Annotated in this window: 22 protein-coding genes and 1 tRNA gene; 10 read left to right on the top strand and 13 right to left on the bottom strand. The window is 57.3% G+C overall.

Translation table 11 applies throughout. The features are described 5' to 3' along the window. Positions 1-459 precede the first annotated feature (459 nt). Together LIO64_RS01085 and LIO64_RS01080 are read right to left on the bottom strand one after the other, a co-directional pair. Positions 460-1,215, bottom strand: coding sequence for a tail fiber protein (locus LIO64_RS01085; RefSeq protein WP_290547608.1), 756 nt, complete (start codon positions 1,213-1,215; stop codon positions 460-462). 353 nt (positions 1,216-1,568) lie between these two features. Next, a tRNA-Pro gene (locus LIO64_RS01080) sits at positions 1,569-1,645 on the bottom strand. 102 nt (positions 1,646-1,747) lie between these two features. On the opposite strand from LIO64_RS01080, the gene argC reads away from it, so the two are divergent. Genes argC through LIO64_RS01065 form a run of 3 tightly spaced genes read left to right on the top strand, consistent with a single transcriptional unit; the run spans position 1,748 to position 4,593 of the window. After that, a complete protein-coding gene (argC, locus tag LIO64_RS01075; protein ID WP_290547607.1) occupies positions 1,748-2,791 on the top strand; it encodes an N-acetyl-gamma-glutamyl-phosphate reductase in 1,044 nt (347 codons plus the stop codon). 32 nt (positions 2,792-2,823) lie between these two features. Next, the gene (gene argJ / locus LIO64_RS01070; RefSeq protein ID WP_290547606.1) at positions 2,824-4,077 is read left to right on the top strand and encodes a bifunctional glutamate N-acetyltransferase/amino-acid acetyltransferase ArgJ; all 1,254 of its coding nucleotides are present in this window, start codon (positions 2,824-2,826) and stop codon (positions 4,075-4,077) included. 12 nt (positions 4,078-4,089) lie between these two features. Further along, positions 4,090-4,593, top strand: a complete 504-nt coding sequence (locus tag LIO64_RS01065; RefSeq protein ID WP_290547605.1) for a YkgJ family cysteine cluster protein — start codon at positions 4,090-4,092, stop codon at positions 4,591-4,593. A 588-nt stretch (positions 4,594-5,181) separates the two neighbouring features. On the opposite strand, the gene LIO64_RS01060 is transcribed toward LIO64_RS01065, so the two are convergent. From LIO64_RS01060 to LIO64_RS01040, 5 genes are all read right to left on the bottom strand, one after another. Then, positions 5,182-6,324 (bottom strand): SEL1-like repeat protein, encoded by a 1,143-nt coding sequence (locus LIO64_RS01060; RefSeq protein WP_290547604.1) that lies wholly within the window; start codon positions 6,322-6,324, stop codon positions 5,182-5,184. 131 nt (positions 6,325-6,455) lie between these two features. Beyond that, a complete protein-coding gene (locus tag LIO64_RS01055; RefSeq protein ID WP_290547603.1) occupies positions 6,456-6,779 on the bottom strand; it encodes a hypothetical protein in 324 nt (107 codons plus the stop codon). 325 nt (positions 6,780-7,104) lie between these two features. Then, on the bottom strand, positions 7,105-9,606 hold the full coding sequence (locus LIO64_RS01050; RefSeq protein WP_290547602.1) for an excinuclease ABC subunit UvrA: 2,502 nt from the start codon (positions 9,604-9,606) through the stop codon (positions 7,105-7,107). A gap of 1 nt (position 9,607) precedes the next feature. After that, positions 9,608-10,246 carry a polymer-forming cytoskeletal protein gene (locus LIO64_RS01045; RefSeq protein ID WP_290547601.1) on the bottom strand — a complete coding sequence of 213 codons (639 nt, stop codon included), beginning with the start codon at positions 10,244-10,246 and terminating at the stop codon, positions 9,608-9,610. A gap of 71 nt (positions 10,247-10,317) precedes the next feature. Then, the gene (locus tag LIO64_RS01040; protein ID WP_290547600.1) at positions 10,318-10,914 is read right to left on the bottom strand and encodes a polymer-forming cytoskeletal protein; all 597 of its coding nucleotides are present in this window, start codon (positions 10,912-10,914) and stop codon (positions 10,318-10,320) included. Positions 10,915-11,122: 208 nt separating this feature from the next. Here LIO64_RS01040 and LIO64_RS01035 point away from each other — a divergent pair, with 208 nt between their 5' ends. Next, positions 11,123-12,139: a hypothetical protein gene (locus LIO64_RS01035; RefSeq protein ID WP_290547599.1), complete on the top strand. Its 1,017-nt coding sequence runs from the start codon at positions 11,123-11,125 to the stop codon at positions 12,137-12,139. Between the two features lie 222 nt (positions 12,140-12,361). Here LIO64_RS01035 and LIO64_RS01030 read toward each other — a convergent pair whose 3' ends face one another. After that, positions 12,362-12,748 carry a hypothetical protein gene (locus tag LIO64_RS01030; protein WP_290547598.1) on the bottom strand — a complete coding sequence of 129 codons (387 nt, stop codon included), beginning with the start codon at positions 12,746-12,748 and terminating at the stop codon, positions 12,362-12,364. A 162-nt stretch (positions 12,749-12,910) separates the two neighbouring features. Continuing rightward, positions 12,911-13,360 carry a hypothetical protein gene (locus LIO64_RS01025; protein WP_290547597.1) on the bottom strand — a complete coding sequence of 150 codons (450 nt, stop codon included), beginning with the start codon at positions 13,358-13,360 and terminating at the stop codon, positions 12,911-12,913. A gap of 144 nt (positions 13,361-13,504) precedes the next feature. Between LIO64_RS01025 and hisA the strand changes: the two genes are divergently transcribed. The 6 genes from hisA to LIO64_RS00995 all read left to right on the top strand — a co-directional run bounded on the left by hisA (position 13,505) and on the right by LIO64_RS00995 (position 18,225). Next, positions 13,505-14,290, top strand: a complete 786-nt coding sequence (gene hisA / locus LIO64_RS01020) for a phosphoribosylformimino-5-aminoimidazole carboxamide ribotide isomerase (protein ID WP_290547596.1) — start codon at positions 13,505-13,507, stop codon at positions 14,288-14,290. Next, entirely contained in the window at positions 14,287-14,577 is a 291-nt protein-coding gene (locus LIO64_RS01015; RefSeq protein WP_290547595.1) for a DUF167 domain-containing protein, read from the top strand. The genes hisA and LIO64_RS01015 overlap by 4 nt, the downstream gene beginning before the upstream one ends. Positions 14,578-14,661: 84 nt before the next feature. Continuing rightward, positions 14,662-15,267 carry a nucleotide exchange factor GrpE gene (locus LIO64_RS01010; protein ID WP_290547594.1) on the top strand — a complete coding sequence of 202 codons (606 nt, stop codon included), beginning with the start codon at positions 14,662-14,664 and terminating at the stop codon, positions 15,265-15,267. Between the two features lie 24 nt (positions 15,268-15,291). After that, positions 15,292-16,449 (top strand): molecular chaperone DnaJ, encoded by a 1,158-nt coding sequence (gene dnaJ, locus LIO64_RS01005; protein WP_290547593.1) that lies wholly within the window; start codon positions 15,292-15,294, stop codon positions 16,447-16,449. 23 nt (positions 16,450-16,472) lie between these two features. Continuing rightward, positions 16,473-17,210, top strand: a complete 738-nt coding sequence (locus LIO64_RS01000) for a 16S rRNA (uracil(1498)-N(3))-methyltransferase (RefSeq protein WP_290547592.1) — start codon at positions 16,473-16,475, stop codon at positions 17,208-17,210. A 22-nt stretch (positions 17,211-17,232) separates the two neighbouring features. Beyond that, a complete protein-coding gene (locus LIO64_RS00995; protein WP_290547591.1) occupies positions 17,233-18,225 on the top strand; it encodes an HAD hydrolase-like protein in 993 nt (330 codons plus the stop codon). A 14-nt stretch (positions 18,226-18,239) separates the two neighbouring features. Here the strand turns inward: LIO64_RS00995 and LIO64_RS00990 are convergent, their stop codons facing one another. The 4 genes from LIO64_RS00990 to LIO64_RS00975 form a co-directional block, all read right to left on the bottom strand. Beyond that, entirely contained in the window at positions 18,240-20,030 is a 1,791-nt protein-coding gene (locus LIO64_RS00990; protein ID WP_290547590.1) for a right-handed parallel beta-helix repeat-containing protein, read from the bottom strand. Positions 20,031-20,127: 97 nt separating this feature from the next. Then, complete coding sequence (locus LIO64_RS00985; protein ID WP_290547589.1) at positions 20,128-21,048, bottom strand: phytoene/squalene synthase family protein; 921 nt, start codon at positions 21,046-21,048, stop codon at positions 20,128-20,130. A gap of 39 nt (positions 21,049-21,087) precedes the next feature. After that, positions 21,088-22,410 carry a signal peptidase I gene (gene lepB, locus LIO64_RS00980; protein WP_290547588.1) on the bottom strand — a complete coding sequence of 441 codons (1,323 nt, stop codon included), beginning with the start codon at positions 22,408-22,410 and terminating at the stop codon, positions 21,088-21,090. A 16-nt stretch (positions 22,411-22,426) separates the two neighbouring features. Continuing rightward, positions 22,427-23,803 carry an FAD-linked oxidase C-terminal domain-containing protein gene (locus tag LIO64_RS00975; protein ID WP_290547587.1) on the bottom strand — a complete coding sequence of 459 codons (1,377 nt, stop codon included), beginning with the start codon at positions 23,801-23,803 and terminating at the stop codon, positions 22,427-22,429. Positions 23,804-23,805: the final 2 nt, after the last annotated feature.

Raw genomic sequence — 23,805 nt, 5'->3', positions numbered from 1 at the left:
GATGGTAAATAATCATTTTCCTATTCAGAAGGAAGCGACAAGGAAAGAATTCTTCTGATTCAGGGGATGCGATATCGTTATCGCTTATAGCAAATGAAACATGGCCCAACAATGAAAAAGATTGATTTTCAGGAAAATAAAAATATGTTCGGATAGAAAGATTCTTTTCGCCATACCGTTTGATTATTTTAACGTTTATTTGTTTGAGTTGAAAGATTGCGCGTGCAGCGTACAAATGAAAAGCTGATGTAAGTTGTTGATCTTACATCAGCTAAAATTGAATTGTAGGGAATTTATTTTCTTTTTATCGGAATAGAATAACACATGTTTTCCTTATTCTGATAGAAAATATATAATTTTTATTACATTATCATTTTATTACATTTAAATTGTTGTTTATTTTATATACTTTTCCGATTGTTTTCTCTGTAATTGAATCTGATTGACTCTTCTTATACTTCAATATTTAATGAGTGGTAACATGGAAATGTTGACAGGACGATTTTCTTCCGCTGTAGGGACGACTTCAGATGCTTCAAAAATGATATTGGTTATCCTGTGACTCTTATAAGAATTCATTCCACACCAGTCATCAGCAACTGCTGTTGTTTGTTTAAACGCCCCTGTTCCGGGTGCAGTGCCTCCGGATGTTACTGGAGTTGTAGGTATCTTTCCTGAAATATTGCGAATTGCATCTCCCTGAACACTCCCCACTTTTCTGTTCGGTGAGGCTCCTCGGATAAATAGTCCATTGTCTCTTATCAGATTGGGAAGAGTGAAGTTGGTTACACCATCACCGCCGTAAGTGGTCCCGATTGCTGCATATAATTCTTGGTATTGGTTGATTTGTAGTATTGCTCCATTGCATTCCAGCCAGCCGGTCGGCGCTACGCTGCCGCAAAACCACATGAAACAGCCCGGAGCCACACTGGAACCGCACGGACCTTCCGGGCCTGTTTCTCCTTTGTCTCCCTTATCCCCTTTGGGGCCTTGTGGACCAGGAGGCCCCTGAATGCCAGGTTCACCCTTGGGGCCTTGGGGGCCTTCCGTTCCCGGCATCCCCGGATCGCCCTTGTCTCCTTTAGGGCCTTGGGTGCCTGAGTTCCATTTTTCCTTTTCCTGCACCGTGACGTGGATGTTTGAATTTCCTGCATGAGAGGAAAGTTCATTCTGCGTGGCCATCAGGATTCCGTTAATCGTGATATTCTCATTCATGATTGTTGTCTAATTGGTTCGGGATAATCCCGGCTGGTGTACATCCTGTTTTTCCTGGGGAAAATCTCCTGATGATTCAGGAATCTGTTTCAGGATGTACACCTTGCAGAAGGAATTTGCATGTATTTTAAAAAAGGTCATCCCGCATGCAACGTCAGGCGAAAACGATACGTGGACAAAATACAACGATTTCATGTGCTTTTTTCTTTTTCCTAATTTTTCCTCATTGACGCAGGCACCTGTAGAGAAAAAGCCACATCTCCATGATATGGAAAGGTGGGAGAATAGAAATTATTTCAATATGCCGGAAAACAAAAAACCGCCGTAAGCTTTTCAACTTATGGCGGTTAAAATGGTCGGGTTGACAGGATTCGAACCTGCGACCCCCTGCACCCCATGCAGGTGCGCTACCAGACTGCGCTACAACCCGATAAAATCGGACCGACCGGGACCGTGTCTTGCGACGGCGAGGTGTATATAGGAAAACTTTAGTGTTGGCAAGAGTCTTTTTTCATTGCATACCTTTTTCGTCATGAAGCAAGTTCAAGTTGCAGTCGTCGGAGCCAGTGGCTACACCGGGCAGGAGTTATTGCGCATCCTGTTGAATCACCGCGGGGTGAAGCTGGTGTGCGCCACGTCCCGCCAGTATGCGGGACAGCCGCTGTGGGAGGTGTTTCCGCGTTTCCGGCAGGTTCCGGGCTCCGATTTAAAATTTACGGACTCCGATGTGGATTCCATTGCCGCCACGGGAGCGGAGGTGGCCTTTCTGGCGCTTCCCCATGGCGTGGCCGCTTCCTATGCCCGCGGCCTGGTAGACCGCGGCGTGCGCGTGATCGATTTGAGCGCGGATTTCCGCCTGGACAGTCCGGAGGTGTATGAGGAGTATTACGGGAATGCCCATCCGGACACCCCTCTCATGCAGGAGGCCGTGTACGGATTGCCGGAGTGGCGGGCGGCGGAGATCGCCCCGGCCCGCATTGTGGCTTCCCCCGGCTGTTATCCCACCAGCATTCTTCTTCCCCTGATTCCCCTGTTCAAGGCCGGACTTCTGGAACCGGAAGATGTGGTGGTCTGCTCCGGCAGCGGCGTGAGCGGCGCGGGGCGCAAGGCTTCCATTCCACTCCTCTTCTGCGAGTGCAATGAGAGTTTCCACGCCTACGGCGTGCCGAAGCACCGCCATTTGAGCGAGATTGAGCAGGAATTGTCTTGGGCAGCCGGGGAGACGGTAGTGATGTCCTTCACCCCGCATCTGATTCCCGTGAATACGGGCATTTGCTCCACCATTACGGCCAAGGTGAAGAAGGGAGCCGATCCCGAATCCGTCGGGCGGCTGCTGGAAGAGGCTTATGCCGCGGCTCCGTTCGTGCGCCTTCTGGGCCGTAACCAGCCTGCGGATACCAAGAATGTGACGCGCACGAATTGCGTGGACATCGGCTGGGCTTATGATCCCCGCACGAACCGCGTGATTTTAATGAGTGCGGAGGATAACGTGGTGAAGGGAGCGGGCGGCCAGGCCGTCCAGTCCTTCAATATCATGTGCGGGTTTGATGAAACGGAAGGCTTGTGGGTCCTGTAGTTTTTTGATACGCTGAAAGGCACTTCAAGACGATGAATGATTCATCCTATATTCCGGTTGACGGGGGTGTTTGCGCGCCCCGGGGCTTTTTAGGCAGCGCCGTGAGCTGCGGCATCAAGAAGCCCACGGCCACGCGTCTGGACCTGGCCCTGATTTATTCCACGGAACCCTGCGTTTCCGCAGGGACGTTCACGACCAACCGCGTGCAGGCCGCCTGCGTGAAGGTGAGTCGTGAGCACCTCCGGAAGGGGAATATCCGCGCCATTGTGGCGAACAGCGGGAACGCGAACGCCTGCACCGGAGTTAAGGGAGAGGAAGACGCCCGTGGAGAGTGCAGAAGTGTTGGGGAACTTCTGGGGCTGAAGCCGGAGGAAGTGGCCGTGTGCTCCACCGGGGTGATCGGCCTGCCGATGCCCATGATGCGCATTTACCCGAAGTTTCCGGAATTGGCGGAAGGCCTTTCCCGCGACAAGGGGCACGAAGTGGCCCAGGCCGTCATGACCAGCGATACGAAGGAGAAGATCATTGCCATTGAGTTCATGGTGCAGGGTAAACCCGTGCGCATCGGCGCGTGTTGCAAGGGGGCTGGGATGATCAATCCCTGCATGGCTACCATGCTGTGCTTCATTACCACGGATGCCGGCATTTCCCGCGACGTGCTGGAGCTGTGCGTGCAGTCCGGTGTGAAGAGTTCCTTTAATTGCATCACGATTGACGGCGACATGAGCACGAACGATACGGTGCTAGTGATGGCGAACGGCGCTTCCGGCGTGAAACTGGAGTCTCCGGAAGACATTTACATGTTCCAGCAGGCTCTGGCCCATGTGATGCTGGAACTTGCCAAGCACATCGTGCAGGACGGCGAGCGCGTGACCAAGTTTGTGACCGTGCATGTGACCGGAGGCCGCACGGAGGAGGAAGCGAAGAAGGCGGCGGAAGCCGTGGCCAAGTCTTCCCTGGTGAAGAGTTCCTGGAATGGCAATGATCCCAACTGGGGGCGCATCATTCATGCCGTGGGTTACTGCGGCGCGAAGGTGGATGAAGAGAAGATCGACATCGACATCGCCGGTCTGGCCGCCTGCCGCGACGGCATGCAGGCGGAGACTCCTTCCGATGATCTGCGCCAGGCCGTGCAGGTTCCCGCGTTCCAGGTGGATATCAATCTGAACCGCGGCGAGTTTTCTCATACCGTTTATACCACGGATTTATCTCCGGAGTACGTGGATTTCAACCGTTCTGAATACGCGTATTGGAATCAGGCGAAGGCCGATGGCCTGACGCTGTAAGGTGCCGTTGTCATGGCGTCGGGCAAGTGCCGTCATGGAAAGGCGGAGGGGTGCGTCCCCTCCGCTGAAACGTTAGCAGAGGTGCGGCTTCTGCTGGACGAAGGTTCCGGCCGTGCCTCCGGTGCGGCGCGTTTCTGCACGGGAACGGCGGATTGCTGCCGGTTCCGCCTGACTGGGGAGACGCCCCACGTGACCTTGGGAGAGGCTTGGGTGGCCTGGAAGGCATGGCGCGCCGCGGGACGTACGCGCGTGGATTTGCCGCCGGACGGAAGCTGCCCTTTTCTGAACGCGCAGGGAAGGTGCATGATTTATGAGGGGAGGCCTCTGGCGTGCCGCACCCATTTCTGCATATCTGCCGGAGGCGCGCTACCCCGGAGGGAGGTGATTGACCTGATCCGTGCGCTGGAAGATATTGACGTGAAGCTGGGCGGCGATGGTGCGGTCCGGCTGCCGGAGGCGGTGGAACGGCTGTCCAGAAAAGGACCGTCCGGAGGAGGACGGAAGGGGCGGAGATGATGGCGCGCTGGGATTTTTGATGAAGCCCGGGTGGACGGAAAGCTCAAGCTTGAAGCCCGCAGGGTGAGTGAATCTGAAAGAGGAACGAATCAAACCTTCATTTATGGATGGTTCAATGATGAAGGCCAGGAGGCCTTCATTCCCAGGACAGCCTTTTCTCCAAACCGTATGAAGCTGCCTGTTCCCCGCGTTTTCTGTTGGCCGCCCCTTGGGAACAAGGGCCTCCCGGCCCTTGCCGTCTATCGGAGTTTTTCTCGTGGAGTCTCTGATTTTGTATTTCGTTCAATTCCTTTTCCCTCCTTTATCAAGAATTGAGTTACGTCAGCCCGGGCGGGGAATGATGCCGGGAGAAAGAGGAGAGACTGTCCGTGATCCGCAGCCATGAGGGGCGCGAGCCCCTCATTCCCAGGCGTCGTCGGTGCATTTCCGGGGCGTGGGGCATGAAGTGGTATTTCTTTTCCATCAGCCTCCTGGGAACAAGGGCCTCCCGGCCCTTGTAAGAAATTCCATCCCTTTCTCCATGAAGCTGTTTCAGTGAAAAAAACAGGAAATCTTCCTTCCCGGACAGACTCCATCCCTTACAGGCGTTTAGTCCTGTACGTCCGGATTTTTCTCTTTTTCCTGCTTGGCAGCCAGATGGCGCAGGGCGCTGGCCGCTTTTTTATTGCCGTGTTGGATGGCTTTCTGGTACCACTCCGCCGCTTGTTCGTCATCCTGCTCAATGCCGTAGCCGTGGGCGTAGCAGTTGCCCACGTTGAACATGGCGGTGGGGTTGCCCTGTTCCGCCGCCTGAAGATACCATTTCAGGGCTTCCTCCCGGTTAACGGGCGTTCCTTTGCCGTTGAGATGGCACCATCCCAGGTTGAGCTGGGCCGTGGTGTGGCCTTGTTCGGCCGCTTTGGTGTACCAGTAAACGGCCTTGACCATGTCCACTTCCATACCCCGGCCGTTGCCGTAGCACCAGCCCAGCGTGTATTGGGCCGTGATCTGGCCCTGGAGGGCTGATTTATGGTACCAGATGAGTGCCTTCTCCAAATCCGGCTGAACGCCGAAGCCGTTTTCATAACACCAGCCCAGGTTATACTGGGCCGTGGCGTGATTCTGCATGGCAGCCTCCTCATACCAGTAGGCGGCTTTTTGCGGATTCCTGGGAGTGCCGCTTCCGTTGCCGTAGCACCAGGCCAGGTTGTACTGGGCGCGGGCGTCCCCTTGTTCCGCCGCCTGCTGGTACCAGTACACGGCCTGTTCCCAGTTTTTCTGGCTGGCGCTGTTGGCGTAAATCCAGCCAAGGTTGAGCTGTGCCACCGCATGGCCCTGTTCCGCCGCTTTTTTATACCAGCTGATAGCCTGGTGCTCGTCTTTTTCCACGCCCAGGCCGTTGATATAGCAGAACCCGAGGTCGAATTGAGCGGTAGGGTGGCCCTGGAGAGCCGCCTTTTCATACCAGTAAAAGGCCTTGTCGTTATCCTGCGGTGCGCCTATGCCGTTGGAGTAGGCCCACCCCAGGTTGAGTTGGGCCGTGACGTGACCCATCTCTGCCGCCTGCTGGTAGCAGTAGAAGGCTTCCTGCTGGTTTTCCGCCACCCCTCGTCCCTGTTCATAGCTGATTGCCAGTTGGAACAATGCCTGGGGATCGCCTTTCAGGGCTGTTTGCTGAAGGGTTTCTATGTCGACGGAATAAGTCGAGACTGTGTTTTCCAGCTCGCCGTGGTTGGTAGAGGCGTCATTCATTTCACAGGTAACCGCACTGGGGAACATTGGAACAATTCATGCTCTCCTGAATTGTGCGTTTGCCAATTCTGCACATTTCCCCTGTAAGAATCAAGACCCGTTTTTAAAAGAGGAGGGGAGTTGGAGGGAGCTTACGGCGTGCTGTGCCTGCGGCGGAAGACAATAAGGCATACGCCGCAGAGGGAGAGAATTCCAGTGGATGGTTCCGATATTCTAAGGTCGCCCAAAGGGGCGGTGAAGCTCTGGATTTCTCCCAGCATGATGCCGGTCAGGCCCGCTTCATCGTAAAGATAGTTGTATACGTCTTCTTCTCCCAGGCTGGTCAGATAGATATCGCAGTGGTGGAATTCATACTCATCATCGTAATCGATGACGATGACCTTTTGACGGAACATTCCCAATTTGTAATCGTCGGAGCCCGTCAGATAGACAATCAGGTTGCCGTCCTCATCCATATCGTATCCCTATATGGTGATGGCATGGCCTCTTCCGTATTCTCCGACCGTCAGCGTAGTTCCCCAGTTATTGTTGATGCTGTCCGTCAGTTTCTGGTAGACAAAGTCCCTGGTGCCTCCGTCCCAAAAGGCGTATCCCGTACAGAGGGTTATTCACAGATCCTCCAGTTGTTGATGTAGGAACCGTTAGGCCCGGCTCTTTCCAGTATCTTCCCGGTGCCGACGTTGTGGAGCCGGTCGGGTAAGCGGTGATGGAAAGCATTCCTCCATTGAACCACCAGTTGTAGGCCTGTTCCACGGAACCGTAAAGATAATAATTCTTTTTCTAATGGGAGAGAAGCCACGGAGAAGTGGGGGATTTTTTCATGGCAGCCACGGCTGCGGGAGATCCTTCCGCCATGATGTTTCCTCCATGCCTGCCGGCTCCGGGACCCATGTCCACCAGATAGTCCGCCGCGTTCAGCAGGTCCTTGTGGTGTTCCACGCAGAGAATGGTGTGCCCGGCGTCCCTCAGGCGGAAAAGAGCCGTCAGAAGAAGGGCCACTTCATTGAAGTGAAGGCCGCCGGTAGGTTCGTCCAGAATGAACAGGGCACGCTTGCCGTCTTCCGCCAGCTTCCAGGCCGGAGCCTTGGCAAGCTCCGCCGCTATTTTGATGCGCTGGGATTCGCCGCCGGAGAGGGTGTCTGCCCTGCGGTTGAGGTTGAGGTACCCCAGGCCCACATCCTGCATGCTTTTCAGGATAGCCGCGGCTTTGGGCAGGGAGGAAAAGAATTCCGCCGCTTCATCCACGGTCAGCGCTAGCGCCTGGGCAATGGATTTGCCTTTCCAGGTGACTTCCAGCGTTTCCCGGTTGTAGCATTGGCCGTGGCAGGCGTCGCAGGGCATGGTGACATTGCCCAGAAAGTTCATATCCACTTCTATCATGCCGGTGCCCAGGCACCGTTCACAGCGGCCTCCGCGGATGTTGGGGGAGAAGCGTGCCGCCGTGTACCCCCGCTGTTTGGAGAGAGGGAGCTGGGCGTAAAGAGGGCGCAGCACCTGGAGCAGCCCTGTGGCTGTAGCTGGCGTGGAGCGCGGCGTTTTGCCGATGGGGGATTGGTCGATCACAACGAGGCGGTTGAAGTGTTCCGAGCCCTGCACGCGGGTAGGAACGCCTCTTTTCCCGGCAATATCCTGTTTGACGGCGGGAATAAGGCAGTCCCGGACAAGGGTGGATTTTCCGGAACCTGAAGGGCCGGAGATGCAGGTCAGCGTGCCTATGGGAACGTTCAGGGTGACGTTGTTCAGATTGTGTTTATTGGCCCCGGTCAGGATCAGACGGCCGGAGGGCGCAGTGCTGCGTCCGGAGGCGGGCATGCTCCGCCTGCCGGAGAGCCACTCTCCTGTAGGGCTAGCGGCAGTTTCCAGAATTTCCGGCAGGGTCCCTTGCGCCAGAATGCGGCCGCCGTTGGCTCCGGAACCGGGGCCCATGTCCACCAGGTAGTCTGCCGCATTCAGAATTTGTTCGTCGTGCTCCACCACCAGGACCGTATTGCCCTGGTCCCGAAGCGTCCGGAGCGCCCGAAGCAGCCTGTCCGTATCGGAAGGGTGCAGTCCGGCGGTAGGCTCGTCCAGAATATAAAGGACTCCGGAAAGGCCGCCTCCCAGCTGGGAGGCCAGGCGCGCCCTTTGCAGTTCCCCCCCGGAAAGGGTGTTTGCCTGGCGGTCCAGGGAGAGGTAGGAAAGGCCCAGTTCATTCAGGAAGCGCACGCGCTTGTTAATTTCCTCCATGAGCGGACTCAGCGCCGCCGCCAGGGAGGCGGGCGTTTCCAGCCGTTCCAGTTCCCCCGCCATGTCTTCCAGCGGGAGGGCGGTCAGTTCCGCCAGGTTATAACCCCGTGCCGGCGTGTGCATGGTAACGGCCAGCGCCAGGGGGGAAAGCCGCAGGCCTCCGCAGGCGGGGCAAGGGGCGTTTTCCTGGTCATTGAGTCCGGACCCCTGGCAGGAAGGGCAGGCGCCCAGGGGGGAATTGAAGGAGAAATGGCGGGGCGTAAGCTGGGGAAGCAGGAAGCCCGTTTCCGGATTGCGGTAGCGGGTATGGAAGGCCTGGATGACGGCTTCTTCCCCGGGACGGGTGATGATGGCCCGCACTTCGTCCGGATTGATCCGTAGGGCCGTTTGCAGGGAGTCTGCCACGCGGGAGGCCGTGTTTTCTCCCCGGACGATGATGCGGTCAATGACCAGGGCGGCGTCCGGAGGGGGCGGGACTGGGGTGCCTATTTCCTCCAGATCCCTTACTTCCCCGTTCCAGTAAACCCGCAGGAATCCCTGGCGCTGGAAGTCGCCCAGCGTCGCCGCGGGATCCTGGGCCAGCAGAGCTTCCGCCGGAGTGGCCAGGACCAGACGCGTCTGGTCCGGCAGGGAGACGAGTTCCTCCGTAATGCGGTCAGGGCTTTTACGCACCAGTTCCTTGCCCGTTTCCGGATCATGAGGGGTGCCTGCCGCCGCATACAGGATGCGCAGGTAATCCAGGATTTCCGTAATGCTTCCCAGCAGGGTGCGGGAACTCTGTTGTCTGGCGGATTGTTCCAGGCAAAGGGCGGGGGGCAGTCCGGTGATGCTGTCCACGTCCGGCTTTTCCGGCTGTTCCATACCCTGTCTGGCACGGGCTGAAAGACAATCCAGAAAGCGCCTGCGGGACTCGGAAAAAAGCGTGTCGAACGCCAGGGAGGATTTCCCGGAGCCGGAAGGGCCGCTGAAGACGATCAGCTTGTTGGACGGAAGGTCCAGGTCCAGGTTCCGGAGGTTGTGCTGGCGTGCGCCGCGGATGGAGATGGGAAGGTTCATGTCACGTAAGCCGGGTAAAGGAACCCTGGTGCGTGCCTCCTTCCTCAATGATGAGGCGGCGCGCCGTAATGTCTCCCAGGAATTTGGCGTGCCGGTGGATGGTAACGGTTTCATCCGCCATGAGCGTTCCTTCCAGGGAACCCTGTATCCAGATGTTTTCCACGTGAATGGTTCCTGTGACCAGCACCGTCGTCTTTTTCTCCACTACGATCCTGCGGGCGGAAATGGAGCCGGAGATATGCTGGTCCGTTTTGATCTTGCAGATGCCGCGGCACAAAAAGTTGCCGGACGCCTTGCCATATAAGACCAGGTCCCGGCACTCGATGTTCAGTCCCTTCAGGTCTGCATTGGCTTGTACGGTGACGCTTCCGCAGGTCTGCACCTTCGTCCGATGCGTTCTGCTGTGCAGAATGACGTCATCCAGCTTGATATAGGAAGAGCAGTGCCCGCATCTGGCGGAAACGGCCGTGACGGGGACGGAAGTGCTTTTACGGCAGGAGAAGCATTCCACCTCCCTTGTGGGCGCAGGGCTGTTTTCCGCGGCTGCCGGCAGCGTCCAGGGCGGGGGCGGAGCCGGGCGGCTGATTTTTCCGGAGGGAACGCTGCTGATTCGCGGAACGGGATGGAAGGAAGGAGGCATGGAATAAAGAGGGCGGCAAAAGAACGATCCGTTCCTTTGACGCCCCTGAAAATGGCTGGTGGAAAGTTTTTTTATTCTTCGTCAATGTCCAGCGTGCTCTGGCTGGCCGGGGCGGGAGCTTCCGGTTCCGGAGCGAACGTGTGGACGGGGGCCGGCTTTTTGGCGATGGAAGTTCCCGTGTTACCCACCGTGGGGGCGCCTACGGTGGAGTGGCCGATGAAGATGGCGCCGCCTTCAATAGCCAGGGAGGCCGCCTGAATGTCGCCTACGAGTTCCGCGGTGCTTTTCAGCTCCACGCGGTCCGTGACCGTCACATTGCCAATGACCTTGCCGTGAATGATGACGGACTTGGTGTTGATTTCCGCACGGATGACGGCATTCTGGCCTACGGAAAGCACCCCTTCGGAAGAGATGTCGCCTTCAACGGTGCCGTCAATCAGCAGGTCGTCGGAAAAACGCAGGGAACCGATCACCTCTACATCGGAGTTCAGCACGTTGCGGGTCAGTTGCTGAACACGGGTGGTGGGGGCATAGGAGGCGGGGGAGGGAACGGCTTCCGCAACCGGTTCGGGAGTATCCTGGCTCTTGGCTACGTCCATCCAGCTGGGGGTGGATTCAGGATTCTTGTTGCCCTTGGGGGCGGGAACGGTAGTAAATGATCCAAACATGGCGTTAAAAAGAGGGGGTGAAAGGTAAGAAGGGAGCTCTTGAAACTCGTCCGGTTTAATGTACATCACCAGCTGGTGGATGTGAAACAATTTTCTCCGGAAGGGATAAAAAAATGTGTCTGTTTTTTATCGTTGCGTTGCCTCTGGCGTTCCGGTAGTGTTTGATCATCTTTCCGCAGTTGTTTTCTGTGGATATTTCCGATTTAAAATGAGCGATTTATCTGAAAACAGGCCTCCCTTTTCTTCCAGCCTGCGCGAGAGCAGTAAAAAAACGGGTGGCGCTTTGGGCCGCATTCTTTCCGTCATTTTCTTTATCATGGCGCTGGGCCTCTTTTTCGGCGGTCTTTTTTTCTGGCTTCAGAAGCGCCAGGCGTCTCTGGATTCAGGAACGGCCGCGCGGATTTGCGCCACTCCGGATATGCTGTCCGGAGAGTTGCAGGCCACTCTGAAAGACAAGGTGGACTATAGCTTCTGGCCCCCCTCTTACATTCCTCCCATGGAACGGCAGGACCTGTTGCGCAAATGCCTGGTAGAGGCGCAGAAATACTTGAGTGCCAGTGATGTGGTCCAGAAGTCCTCCTTCGTATGGAATTCCCTGAAATCGCTCCCCCTGATGGTCAGGCATTACGCCGTGTCGCCTCCTGAAGTGATTGCGAGCAAGCCGACCGGGCCTAAGAGTTTTGCCGTGCTGGAGGTGGAGGGGCATCCCTGCGCCCAGCTGCTGATCGGATTTGAAAAGACGCCCGATATGGAGTTTTGCTTTTTCAAGGATGAGCAGGATGGCTCCTGGAAGCTGGACTGGCAGCAGTTCGCCCGCTACCAGCCGATGAACTGGGAGGATTTTGTCCGCGGGAAGGGAGAGGACATCGCAGAGTTCCGCGTGTGGATGATCCGGGACCGCACGTCGGAGAACAAGGATGATTATGCGTTCAAGCTGATAGCTCCCGGAGCAAACGGTTCGGATGATCGCAGCATTGCGCGTCCCATGGTTTATGTTCCCAGAAAATCGGAGATGGGCAAGCGCCTGTTTATGCTGTTTAAGATTAATGAGGAAATGGAACATTCCCCGTACCGGGTGCTGAACGCCAATGACGAGCTTGACATGCTCCGCGTACGCGTCCTGCTTTCCCGCAGCAAGGAGCCGAACCGCAAGGGGGAATATTCCTTCACGCTGGTGAAGCTGCTGGGTGAAGGGTGGTACGGCCTTTCCTTTCAGCAGGAGTAAGGATGGTGGGAGCGGAAAATGTGGTTTTCTTTCCAGGAGCGCTCCCTTAAAAATCCGGATTCGGCTGTGCAGTCCTGGCATGCAGTGTTTATGGAGCAGGGACAAGCTGAAAAGATTTCAATGATATTGTATAACATATTGCAGAGGAAGGGGGCCGGTAAAACCGGACCCTTTCCTGTAATAACTGCTTTAAATGGTATTAGATTGGGGAAAAGCTTGTTATCAAGGAACCAATTTTAATTGGATTGAATCCGATCTGCTTTCTTTTGTCCCATCCTTAAAGTATAAAGTTACTATACAGATGACATGTCCATTCGGCCAAATGTCATAATTATCCTCCATGTATTCTGGATTAGCCATTGTTACACTAGCTATTGGGTTGTCCTTGGCTATTTTCTTATCAGCTATAGCCTTACCGACGATAACCCAATGATAATCAACTTTTTCTAATTCTTTGTCCTTGTTGACTCTATCCAACGTATAGGTAACTTTATAATCATATTTTTCCCCTTTAACAGGGTTTTCCGGACCATGAATGGTGACAGTCCAAGCAAAAAGATTGGTGCTTCCAAGAATGGCCAAAGTGATTAAAATAGATAAAAATCTCATGATTAATGTTTTCTATTAAATTTTAAAACAGCTGATTTTTTATGAGTTGTGCCACTTTGAATTATTTTTATAAATCAGTTTATGCTTTTCATTCTCAGACGGCAATTTCTTTTTTAGAAAAATTAATAGTTAATCCTTTCAATTCAAACGTTTAGGCGCAGATCAGCGGTGGAAATGGGGCGGAGGTCCGCCGTAGGGCGCCCTGGGACGGTAGGGACGGAAGTGGGGCCGGGGAGACGGACACGGAATCGGGCGGGGCGGATGCGCTGCATGATGGCTGCGGCAGACTCCCGCAGGCCAGAAAGGCCCGCGATAATACGGCCTGGGGTTCCACGCGGGAACGCAGCAGCCATGGTAGATGCCCCTGATGACGTAGATGGGCATGCCTGCGGGGGAATAGGCGTAAATGGGGCGGCCACATGGGGAGTAACCCCAGATAGGGAAGCCGGCGGAGTCATACAGGAGGTTGATTTGTCCTGCTGCGGGCATGTGGATTTCTCCGTGCAGATAAATGCCTCCTTCCGCAAGGGAAGAGGAGAAAGCCAGGAGGGCGAACAAGGCGCTTCCGGCGCAGTAGGAAAGGATGTGGTTTTTGATGGGATTGTTTTTCATCGTTTTTTGAACAGGGTTCAAGGGCAGTTATCCGTAGAGCGGACGCCTGGGCTTGTTTTGTGTAAATTTCCGCAGCGGTTTTTCAGGAGCAAGGGAGGGGAATCCCTTCTTGACCTGGTGCGGCAGGCCGGGCAAAGTGGCCGCGTGACGAGATTCAGACCATGCATTGATTTACATGACGGGCGCGTGAAGCAGATTGTGGGCGGTTCCCTGACGCAGGATGGAGCTTCCCTTCGCACCAATTTCGTCTCCGACCGTGGCGCGGCATGGTATGCGGATTTGTACCGCAGGGACGGATTGCGCGGCGGCCACGTGATCAAGCTGGGGCCCGGCAATGATAGGGCTGCAAGAGAGGCCCTGGCGGCGTGGCCGGGCGGCCTCCAGGTGGGCGGCGGCATTGTGCCGGAGAATGCGGAGGAATGGATTTCCGCCGGCGCCAGCCATGTGATTGTCACCTCCTGCCTGTTTGATGCGGATGGAAGATTTTTGCAGGGGAGGTTGAAAGACCTTGTTTCCGCCGTGGGAGCGGAGCGCCTGGTGCTGGATTTGAGCTGCCGCAGGGTTCGTGACGGCTGGGCCGTAGCCATGAACCGGTGGCAGACGCTGACGGAGCTGCGGGTAACGGCGGATACGCTGGACATGCTGGCGGAATATTGCGCGGAGTTTCTTATTCATGCGGCGGATGTGGAGGGCCTCTGCACCGGCATTGACCGGGAACTGGTGGAGATGCTGGGAAGGTGGCGCCGCCTTCCCATGACTTACGCCGGAGGTATCAGCCATATCCGGGATTTTGACGAGATAGACGCTCTGAGCGGCGGCGCCATGGACGCCACGGTAGGGAGCGCCCTGGACCTGTTTGGAGGCGGCTTGATCAGGTACGGGGATCTGGTGGCCCGGGAGCGCGCGGGATCCGGAACGGAAACGGTATGAAACTGGCCCTGAAAGTTATTCCCAACGCAAAAAAGAGCGAGGCCGTAGGCTGGGAGAAAGACCCCCGCACCGGCCGCACGCTGAGGCTGCGCATTGCCGCGCCTCCCGTGGAAGGGAAGGCGAACAGGGCCGTGATCCTTTTCTTGTCCTCATGGCTGGGTGTTCCACGTTCCGCCGTCAGCCTGCTGCGCGGAGATGCCGCACGGCTGAAAGTGGTGGAGCTGCCGGATGAGTGCGGGGAAAAGCTTGCACGGCTGCTGCCTGCGGCGGACGCTCAGGAAGCTTAGGGAGGCTGGCCGGAAGGCCGCCATTCCCTTTTCTGCATAGAGGAGTTGCATCATGTCCAGGCCATCACGCGTCAAACGTCATCCATGTCTTATCAGGCCGTTGACGCATCCGGTAAAAATATTTACATTGTCCGCATGAGCAAGGAAGAGCAAGAGAAGAACGTGGAGACTGAAGAGAAGGAAGTCCTGGAACAGGCTCAAGAAACCCCTGCCGAGGAGAAGGAAACGGAAGTTTCCCTGGAAGAGGAATTGATGAAATGGAGGGATACCGCCATGCGCACCGCAGCGGAGTATGACAATTACCGCAAGCGCATGGTGAAGGAGAAGGAAGAGTGCGCCAAGTTTGCCAACCAGCGTTTGCTGGAAGAGCTGCTTCCGGTGATTGACAATTTTGAAATGGGCATGGCGGCCGCCAGCGCGGATACCTCATCCATGATTTACATCGGCATGAGCATGGTGAAGAAGCAGCTGGACGAATTTCTCGCCAGCAACGGCGTGAGTGCCGTGGACCCCGTGGTGGGCAGCATGTTTGACCATTCCACGGAAGAGGCCCTCCAGCGCGAACCATCCGACCAGCCGGAAGGCACCGTGCTACGCGTCATCCGCAAGGGATACACGCTGAAGGACAGGCTTCTGCGCCCGGCGAACGTTGTGGTGGCCCATGCTCCGGAACCCGAACCGCAAGTCTGACCGTTTTTTTAACATTCACGCCACATGGCTAAGAAAGATTATTACGAGATCCTGGGCGTTTCCAAAAACGCTACCGATGATGAGATCAAGAAGGCCTACCGCAAGCTGGCCTTGAAGTACCACCCGGACCGCAATCCGGACGACCCTTCCGCGGAAGAGAAGTTCAAGGAATTGGGAGAAGCCTACGAGGTGCTTTCCGATGCGGACAAAAGGGCTGCCTATGACCGATTCGGCCATGCCGCCTTTGAACAGGGCGGTCCGGCGGCCGGTGGCGGTTACTCCGGCGGAGGGTTCCAGGATCCGATGGATATTTTTGCCCAGATGTTTTCCGGAATGGGCGGTTTTGCGGACATGTTCGGTGGAGGCGGCCACGGCGGGCAGAAGAGGTCTTCCAAGAGGCCCGGCTCCGATCTGCGCTATGATCTGGACATTACGTTGGAAGAAGCTGCGAAAGGTTGCACCAAGAAGCTGGAAATTGAACGCCTGGTGACCTGCAAGGCCTGCCATGGCACCGGAGCCCGGGATGGAAAGGAAGCGTTCAAGACCTGCCCTACCTGCCAGGGGCGCGGCATTATCACCCAGCAGAGCGGCTTTTTCGTCCAGCAGTCCACCTGTCCCACCTGCCACGGCACCGGGGAGATCATCTCCGATCCGTGTCCCGCCTGCCGCGGAGAAGGGCGTGTGAGGGAGGATTCCCATATCACCATCCGCATTCCCGCGGGCGTTGCCACAGGCAGCCAGCTCCGCATTGCCGGGGAAGGGGACGCCGGGGTGCACGGGGGACCCACCGGGGACCTGCACGTGTTTATTGACGTCAAACCGCACGATATTTTCCAGCGTGAGGGCAATGACCTGAGCTGCACGGTTCCGGTCCCGCTTTCCCTGGCCGTATCCGGAGGCAAGCTGAAAGTTCCCACGCTGGAAGGCGCGGCCACCATCAAGCTGCCGGAAGGCACGCAGAACGGCATGATCTTCCGCCTGCGCGGCAAGGGGATGAAAGCCCTCCGCAGTTCGGACGTGGGGGACATGCTGGTGGAAGTGGAGGTGGAGATTCCCTCCCAGCTCACCAGGGACCAGATGGACAAGCTGAGCGCCTTTGCATCCACCGTGGATGAAAAGCGCAACCAGCCGGCCTGCGTGGCGTTCGCCGAAAAGGCGGCGCGCTACCTGAAGAGCAAGTAAGGTTCTGTTTTTCCGCTTCAAACATGGCTCGTTTCTATCTCCCTGCATCGGAATGGTCCGCTCCCTCCTGGGAGCTGCGCGGGGATGAAGCGCACCATGCAGCCAAGGTCCTGCGCCTGAAACAGGGGGATGCCTGCGTCGTCTTTGACGGCTGCGGCCGTGCCGCCCATGCCGTGGTGGCGGAACCTCCGCGCAGTTCCGGCGTGTTGCTTGTTCCGGGGGAGGAATGCCCTCCTTCTCCGTCCGTAGCGCATCTGACGCTGTGCCAGGCGGTTCCCAAGGGAGCCAACATGGACCTCATTATTCAGAAAGCCGTGGAACTGGGCGTTTCCGCCATTGTACCTCTCCTGACGGACCGCACGATTGTGCGCCTGAATACCCGGGAAGCTGAAGCTAAAAGGCAGAAATGGCAGCGCATCGCTCTGGAAGCCTGCAAGCAGTGCGGCCAGAACACCCTGCCGGAGGTGGCTTCCCCCGTTCCCTTTGCGGAATGGCTGCGCCGCGGCGTGCCGGAAGGGCTGAACGTGATCGCCTCTCTCGTGCCCGGCGTGCGTCCGGTCAGGGACGTGCTGGAGGAAGCCCGTACCCGCTCCGTACGGAGCGCTTCCCTGCTGGTGGGGCCGGAAGGAGATTTTACGGACCAGGAGACGGCCATGGCCCTGGAGGCGGGCTTTGTCCCCGTTACGCTTGGTCCTATTGTCCTCCGCGTGGAGACGGCTGCCTTTTTCGGGCTGGCCGCCATGCGGTATGCTCTGGACTGAATTTTTACCCACACGCATTTCCATGTTCAAGAATTTGATTTTCGACTGGTCCGGCACGCTGGTGGACGACCTGGCCCTGACGCTGGACGCCTCCAATTACGTTTTTTCCCAATATGGAAAACCCTGCATGAACAGGGATGAATTCCGTGCGGAGTTCCAGCTTCCCTACCCGGATTATTATGCCCGCGTGCTGCCCCAGGCGGATCTGGATGAGCTGGAAGACCATTTCCGGTACGCTTTCCGCGTTTCCACCGCTCCGGTGGAAGTGCTGCCCAACGCGCGGGAATTCCTGGAATTCTGCCGCGCGCGCGGCGTGCGCTGCTTCATCCTCACCAGCGTGGATGCCAAGGAGTTTGACATTCAGTGCCGTGATCTGGGCATGATGGAATATTTTGAAGCCATTCACGCAGGCATCCGCCACAAAGACGCCCATATCCATACCCTGTTGGCCCAGCATGGCCTGCATGCGCACGAAACCGCGTTCATCGGGGATATGCAGCATGATGTGGAGACGGCCCACCATGCGGGCATCACGTCCATCGCCGTGCTGACCGGGTACAATGACGCCGCGCAGCTTTCCAAGGCCAGGCCGGACATCATCGTGCCGGACCTGCTTGTCCTGCGCACGCTGATGCGCCGCTATGCGCTGCCTTCCGATACGCAGGATTCCATCAACATCAACGGTCTGGAGCTGGATACCTTCATCGGGGTGCCGGAGGAGGAACGCGCCTCCATGCAGACCTTGAAGGCGGATATTACCTTTTATCCGGAGGAAGCGTTGTCCGGATTGAAAGACGATTTTTCAAGGACCGTCTGTTATGACTCCATCGCCACGGCCCTGAGGGCGGAAGCCATGGCGCGGCCCCGCAAGCTGGTGGAGACGCTGGCGGAAGACATGGGCCGGGTCTGCCTGCAGCAATTCGGCGCACGGCACGTGATCGTCACCCTGCACAAGTTCATCCTGCCGCGCACGGACAGCGTTTCCGTGACCGTGCCTGTTTCCCGGCACCGTTAGAGGGGGAAAGGTTCTTACCGGATATCCACCGCCTTGTCCTCCGGGACGGTTTTTCCGTCTTTGGTGAAGGTGTTTTTTTCCGCTTTCACGTTTCCTGTATGGCGTGTACGGATGGCGGTGCCGTTTTTGAGGTCAAACGCATTGCCTGTAATGGTAATGTTCTGGTGCACGTTTCCATCCGGACTGGGGGCGTGCGGGGCAATCTGGATGACCGCTTCTCCACATTGGATAAAGGTGTTTTGGGAGATGGTCATGTTCCTGACAACGCCGGATTCGTACCAGCCGGAAGCGTCATCCTCCACCAGAATGGCCGGCATGCCCGTTTTTTCAAAACGGCACCGTTCGATCAGCACCGGCTGCCTCGTGGTCAGCAGAAATCCCCTGGTGGGGATGTGGCGGCACACCGTGTTGCTGACGTGGACGGAGGGAGTCCAGGTGATGTTTTCCACGACGTCGTTGGGCTGGATGTTCCGGGGATTGGGTTGCCGCAGTGTGAGTTCAATTTCCCGGTCATTAAGCTGCCTGATACCGGAAACGGTATTGGTGGCGTAGGGAATCAGGGTATTGTAAGAAACGTAGTCAATCTTGTCCCCCACGGCAAAGGCGTCAAAGCCGAAAGTCTGTCCGTGCATGAAGCGGACGGTGATTTTGTTGGCGGCAGGCTGGCCGACGATGCGCAGGTGGGTGCCGTGCACGTTGATGGCGTCATCATGGGAGGAGCCCAGCACGGAATTTTTGACGATGATTTTACCTTTGCACCCGGAAAAGTGCAGATTGTCCGCCCAGGAGGAAGTGGTGCGCAGGGAGCGGGGCCGGGGAGCTACCTTTAAATGGTCAAATATGATGTTTTCGCTGAACTGGGAGACTACTCCCATGCCATGCATGTAATAGATCTGGCAGTTGTTCCACACGAGGTTCTTGCTCCTGTACTGGAAAAATCCGCAACAGTCCCTTCGCGTGTTGCGGTTCTGGTAGGACTGGCCCGGCTGCATGGTCGGGGAACCTTCCTTGAAGGTGATGCTGATTTTTCCCGGAGATAGTTCTTCTATGGTTGTTTTGCTTGGATTAAAGTCGCCTCGGAAGGTTCCGGAGGCGGAATCGAAAACCTTGGCATAGCCTCCTATTCGGAATTCCCAGCCGGGGCCGTGCCAGGTCAGCGCGCCATCCTTCACCGTATACAGGATTCCGTCCGGAATGGTCGCTTTCATGGTGTTCCCTTCGACTTCCGTAACCAGGAATTCACCCATGGTTGGGTGCAGGTAGTCAAAGCCCAGGCCGTTCAGGGAAATATTTTCCGCATGTTCCATGCAGACAAAGATGGCCTTTCCCTCCAGCATGATGTCTGTGGCTCCCGGTTTGCCTTCCAGGCGGACGTTTTTGGCCTCAACCAGGCGGATAGCCATGGCCTTCGGCTCCTTGGGGGCGTCATTGGTATTGGAAATCTGGGGCGTTCCGGTGACCAGCCCTCCGTGTTTAAAAATATGCCGGCCAGGCATGAACCGGATGGTGACCGGGGCCTGTCTGGACCCTTCCCCCATCACCACGAGGGATTCCGTATGTTCTCCGGGCTGAATGATGAGCGTGTCTCCCGGGGACATGAGGAGACGGTTGGCCGGGGCCATGCTCTTCCACGCCATGGCGGGGGAAGATCCGGAGTTGGCGTCATTTCCCTTGTCCGGGTCTATATGCCAGGTGTGGTTCCCCCCGGAGCGCGTGCGTTCCCCGCGTTCCGGGTAGCTCCCTGCCGTGCATAGCCCGGCAAGTGTTGTAAGGGCAAGGAGGAAAATGGCTCCGGGAAATTGCATCCTGTACTCTTACAGAAATGCAGGGTGCAGGGCAAGCTTCGTGTTGCACGTGCGCCGACAGGCATGTAAATGCTCCGGCCTTTCCGGGAGGCGTCCCTTATTTTTCATCCTTTTTCATCGGCCTGGAAAGGAAGCCGACGAGCTTGTCATAGTACGCCTTGGACTTGTCGTAATAGGATTGCGGGTCAATGTCCAGCTTCGTGCGGAACAGAAGCCAGAGCTTGTGGAAGGTATTGACGCGGTAGCGGATGTCGAAAATGCGGAATCCTCCCGCCTTCATTTTGTCCAGAATGGTGTGGTAAATGAGCGCCATGGCCTGGGCCGGAATGAGCGCGGCCTTGTCTTCCGGACTGAGGCGGTTGTATTCCGCCTCCGCATCCGCGAAAAATTTTTCCGCCAGGTCCGCCTCATATTGCAGCAGTTCCCGCAGCTGGGGAGAGTACACCCTGCCGCGCAGGTCTTCCAGCGAGTAGCCGAAGCGGTCCATGTCCTCCCTGGGCAGGTAGATGCGGTTGGATTTGTCACAGTCTTCCGCCACATCCCGGATGATGTTCACCATCTGCAGGGCGTGCCCCAGGGCGATCGCGTACGGGTAGGAGTCTTCCCCTGCGCCCATGATGCGGGCGGAGGTAAGACCCACGCAGCAGGCCACGCAGTAGGTGTAGTCCAGCAGTTCGTCGCGGTTGAGGGGCTGCTGCTGGCAGATATCGGAGCGGCAGCCTTCAATCAGGTGCAGCATGGGAGTAGTATCCAGATCCAGATCCTGGATGAGGGCTACGATGTCCTCTTCCAGCTCCGTCAGCTCCAGGTCGTTTCCGCCGTTGATGACTTCTATCCAGCGGTTCAGGGCGTCATGGCGTTCGCGGGGCGTCATGCCCGGTTCGTCCACGATGTCGTCCACGGTGCGGCAAAAGGCGTAAAATTCCGCCATGTGGCGGCGTTCTTCTTCAGGAAGGTCAATGAGAGCGAAGGCCAGGTTGGATTTGGCCTTGCTGGTGATAGTCTGGGCTTGGGTCATGTCTTGACAGGGAAAGCGTGCCTGTGGAAGGGCGGTAGATCAGGGGATAAGCCCCCAGTGGGAGGTAAAGGGCCACAGGCAGAAACTGGCGGGGCCTACGATGTTGTATTGGTGGACGGGTCCCCAGTACCGGGAGTCAAAGGAGTTTTCACGGGTGGAGTTGTCGCCGAGGGCCACGTATTCACGCAGGTAGGGGCGTTTTTTGTCGTTGGAGAGGTGTACGGTGCTGCCTTCCGTAATGTAGGCCCTGCCGTCCAGCAGGCTCAGCGGGGCGGGAAGGGCCACATAGCCGCAGGGCTGGTAGGGGGGCTTGCCGGAGGCAACCCGCTGGATGGTCCATTCCGTGGCTGGCTCTCCGTTGACGATCAGCCGGGAATCCTTGATGGACAGGGAATCCCCCGGCACGCCGCAGAGGCGTTTGACGTAATGGGTTCCTCCTTCCTGCCCGGTGTTGCCGCCCTTGTTGGCAATGCCTTCAATGCCGCGCGTGTCAAAGACGAAGACTTCCCCGCGTTCCGGCTTGCGGAAGTGGTAGGCCATCTTGTTCACCACGATCAGGTCACCGGCATCAAAACGCGCATTGACGATCGTATCCCCCGGCATGTAGCTTCTGAACGGCGTATGCCGTTCGGATTCGAAGCGCGGTTCCTGGTTAAGGAAGTAGCGGCGCGTCTCCGCTTCCGCCGCCGGAATTTCCAGCTTGGAGCCGTCGTCGAAAATCACGTTGGTAACGGTGAGGAGAAGATATTTGGTGCCGGGCTCAAAGCGGACGATTTTCTTTTCCTTGGCGGCAGTTTCATGAACATAGGAGCCGCCGTAAACGATCATGTCCCCGATTTTCTGCATCAGGGTGGGGTCTCCCTCCTGCGGGACGGCGCGGATGCCGTTCAGGGAGGGCTGCATGGAGCCGGTGGGGATGCGGAAGGGCTGGACCACGTAGGCGCGCAGACCCAGGAAAATGGCCAGGATCACAAACAGAACTTCCACGTTTTCCGCCAGACCGGAAGGGAGTGCGCCGGGAATGGATTCCAGTGTGGATTCCATTTTGGCCGTGATGGTTTCCACCTGCTGCCTGTCTCCCTGGCGCAACGCCGTTTTCAGCAGATTGCGGCTTTCCTCAAACTCCGCCAGGCGTTCGGGCGGCAGAATGTCCCGGTTGTAATTGATGTAGCGGCGCACCGCTTTCAGCGCCATGCGGCCTTTCCTGCGCCATTTGGGGGTAAACCAGGCCAGGGGATGGTCCAGAATGAACACCAGAATGGCGTTTGCGGCCGGAAAACGGTCGTAAAGGCGGGCTAGGATGGACTTGTGCGGGCTGTTCATGAGGTGCTGTTCCCATGATGCCCCGTCCGGAGGCATCATGGAAGTCTATTTTACGTTACGGCAGCCCCATTTTGCCCGGATTCAGCAAATTCCTGGGATCCAGGGCGGATTTGACCAGCTCGTGCAGATGAAAGGCCCCTTCTCCCACGGCTTCCCGGAACCATTTGGCCTTGGCCAGGCCGATGCCGTGTTCTCCGGTGATGGTGCCGCCGTGTTCCAGCACCCAGTGGAACAGCCTGTCCACGCAGGCGTCCGCCAGGGCTTTCTTTTCCGGGTCTGTGTAGTCGTCCACCATGATGTTGGTGTGGATGTTGCCATCCCCGGAATGGCCGAAACACGCGATGTCCAGCCCCGTTTCCCGGTTCATGGCTTCACAGAATTCCACCAGCTCCACCAGGCGGGACCTGGGGATGACGATGTCTTCATTAAGCTTGGTCATGCCTGTGGCTTTCAGGCTGTAGGAAAATTCCCTCCGGAGCTGCCAGATGGCTTCCGCCTCCGCCTCCGTGTCTGCGCGCAGCACGTTGGCGGCTCCGCATTCCTCCAGCAGGGCGCACAGGGAGTCCAGCTCCTCGCGCACGGCGGCCTGCCTGCCGTCCACTTCCACAATCAGGTGGCCGCGGCTGCCGGAGGGCAGGGCGCTGTCCCCCAGGTAGGCGCGTGCGGCGCGGAGGGTGAAGCTGTCTGTTATTTCCAGGGCGGAGGGAAGGTGCCCGCTGTTCAGGATGCGCTGCACGGCCGCGGGAGCCATGGGGAATTGCGGGAAACTGGCGCTGAGCGCTCCGAACGCTTCCGGATGGGGGATGAGGCGCAGAATGGCCCGGGTGATGACGCCCAGCATCCCTTCCGATCCGATGAAGAGGTCTCCGAGGTCGAAGCCCGTTTTGTTCTTGTGGGTGCGTCCACCGCATTCCACGATTTCTCCGCTGGCAAGCACCACGGTAAGCCCCAGCACATAGGCCTTCGTGACTCCGTATTTCAGGCACCGGGGGCCGCCGGCGTTCGTGGCGATGTTGCCTCCGATGCTGCATTCCTTCCGGGATGCCGGGTCCGGAGGGTAGAACCAGCCCAGAGCGCGGGCTTCCCGCTGGAGGTCCGCCGTGATGACGCCGGGTTCCACCACGGCTACGCCGTCTTCCGGAGAGATTTCCAGAATACGGTTCATCCGTTCCAGGGAAAGGCTGATGCCGCCGCGCACGGGAACGCAGCCCCCTACGTATCCCACGCCGCCGCCGCGGGCCGTGACAGGAATGTTCATGGAGGAGGCGTAGCGCAGCAGCAGGGAGACGTCCTCCGTGCTTTCCGGGAAAACGACCGCCTCCGGAAGTACGGAGGCATACCATTTGTCCCCGGCATGGGCAGCCAGCACTTCCGGAGCCCCGGAAACCTTTTCAGGCCCCAGGATGCGGGAAATGTCTTCTTCCAAAGACATGG

The organism is Akkermansia sp. (assembly GCF_020860705.1).
Taxonomy (GTDB): Bacteria; Verrucomicrobiota; Verrucomicrobiia; order Verrucomicrobiales; family Akkermansiaceae; genus Akkermansia.
This window is presented reverse-complemented; position numbering and strand designations above follow the sequence as displayed.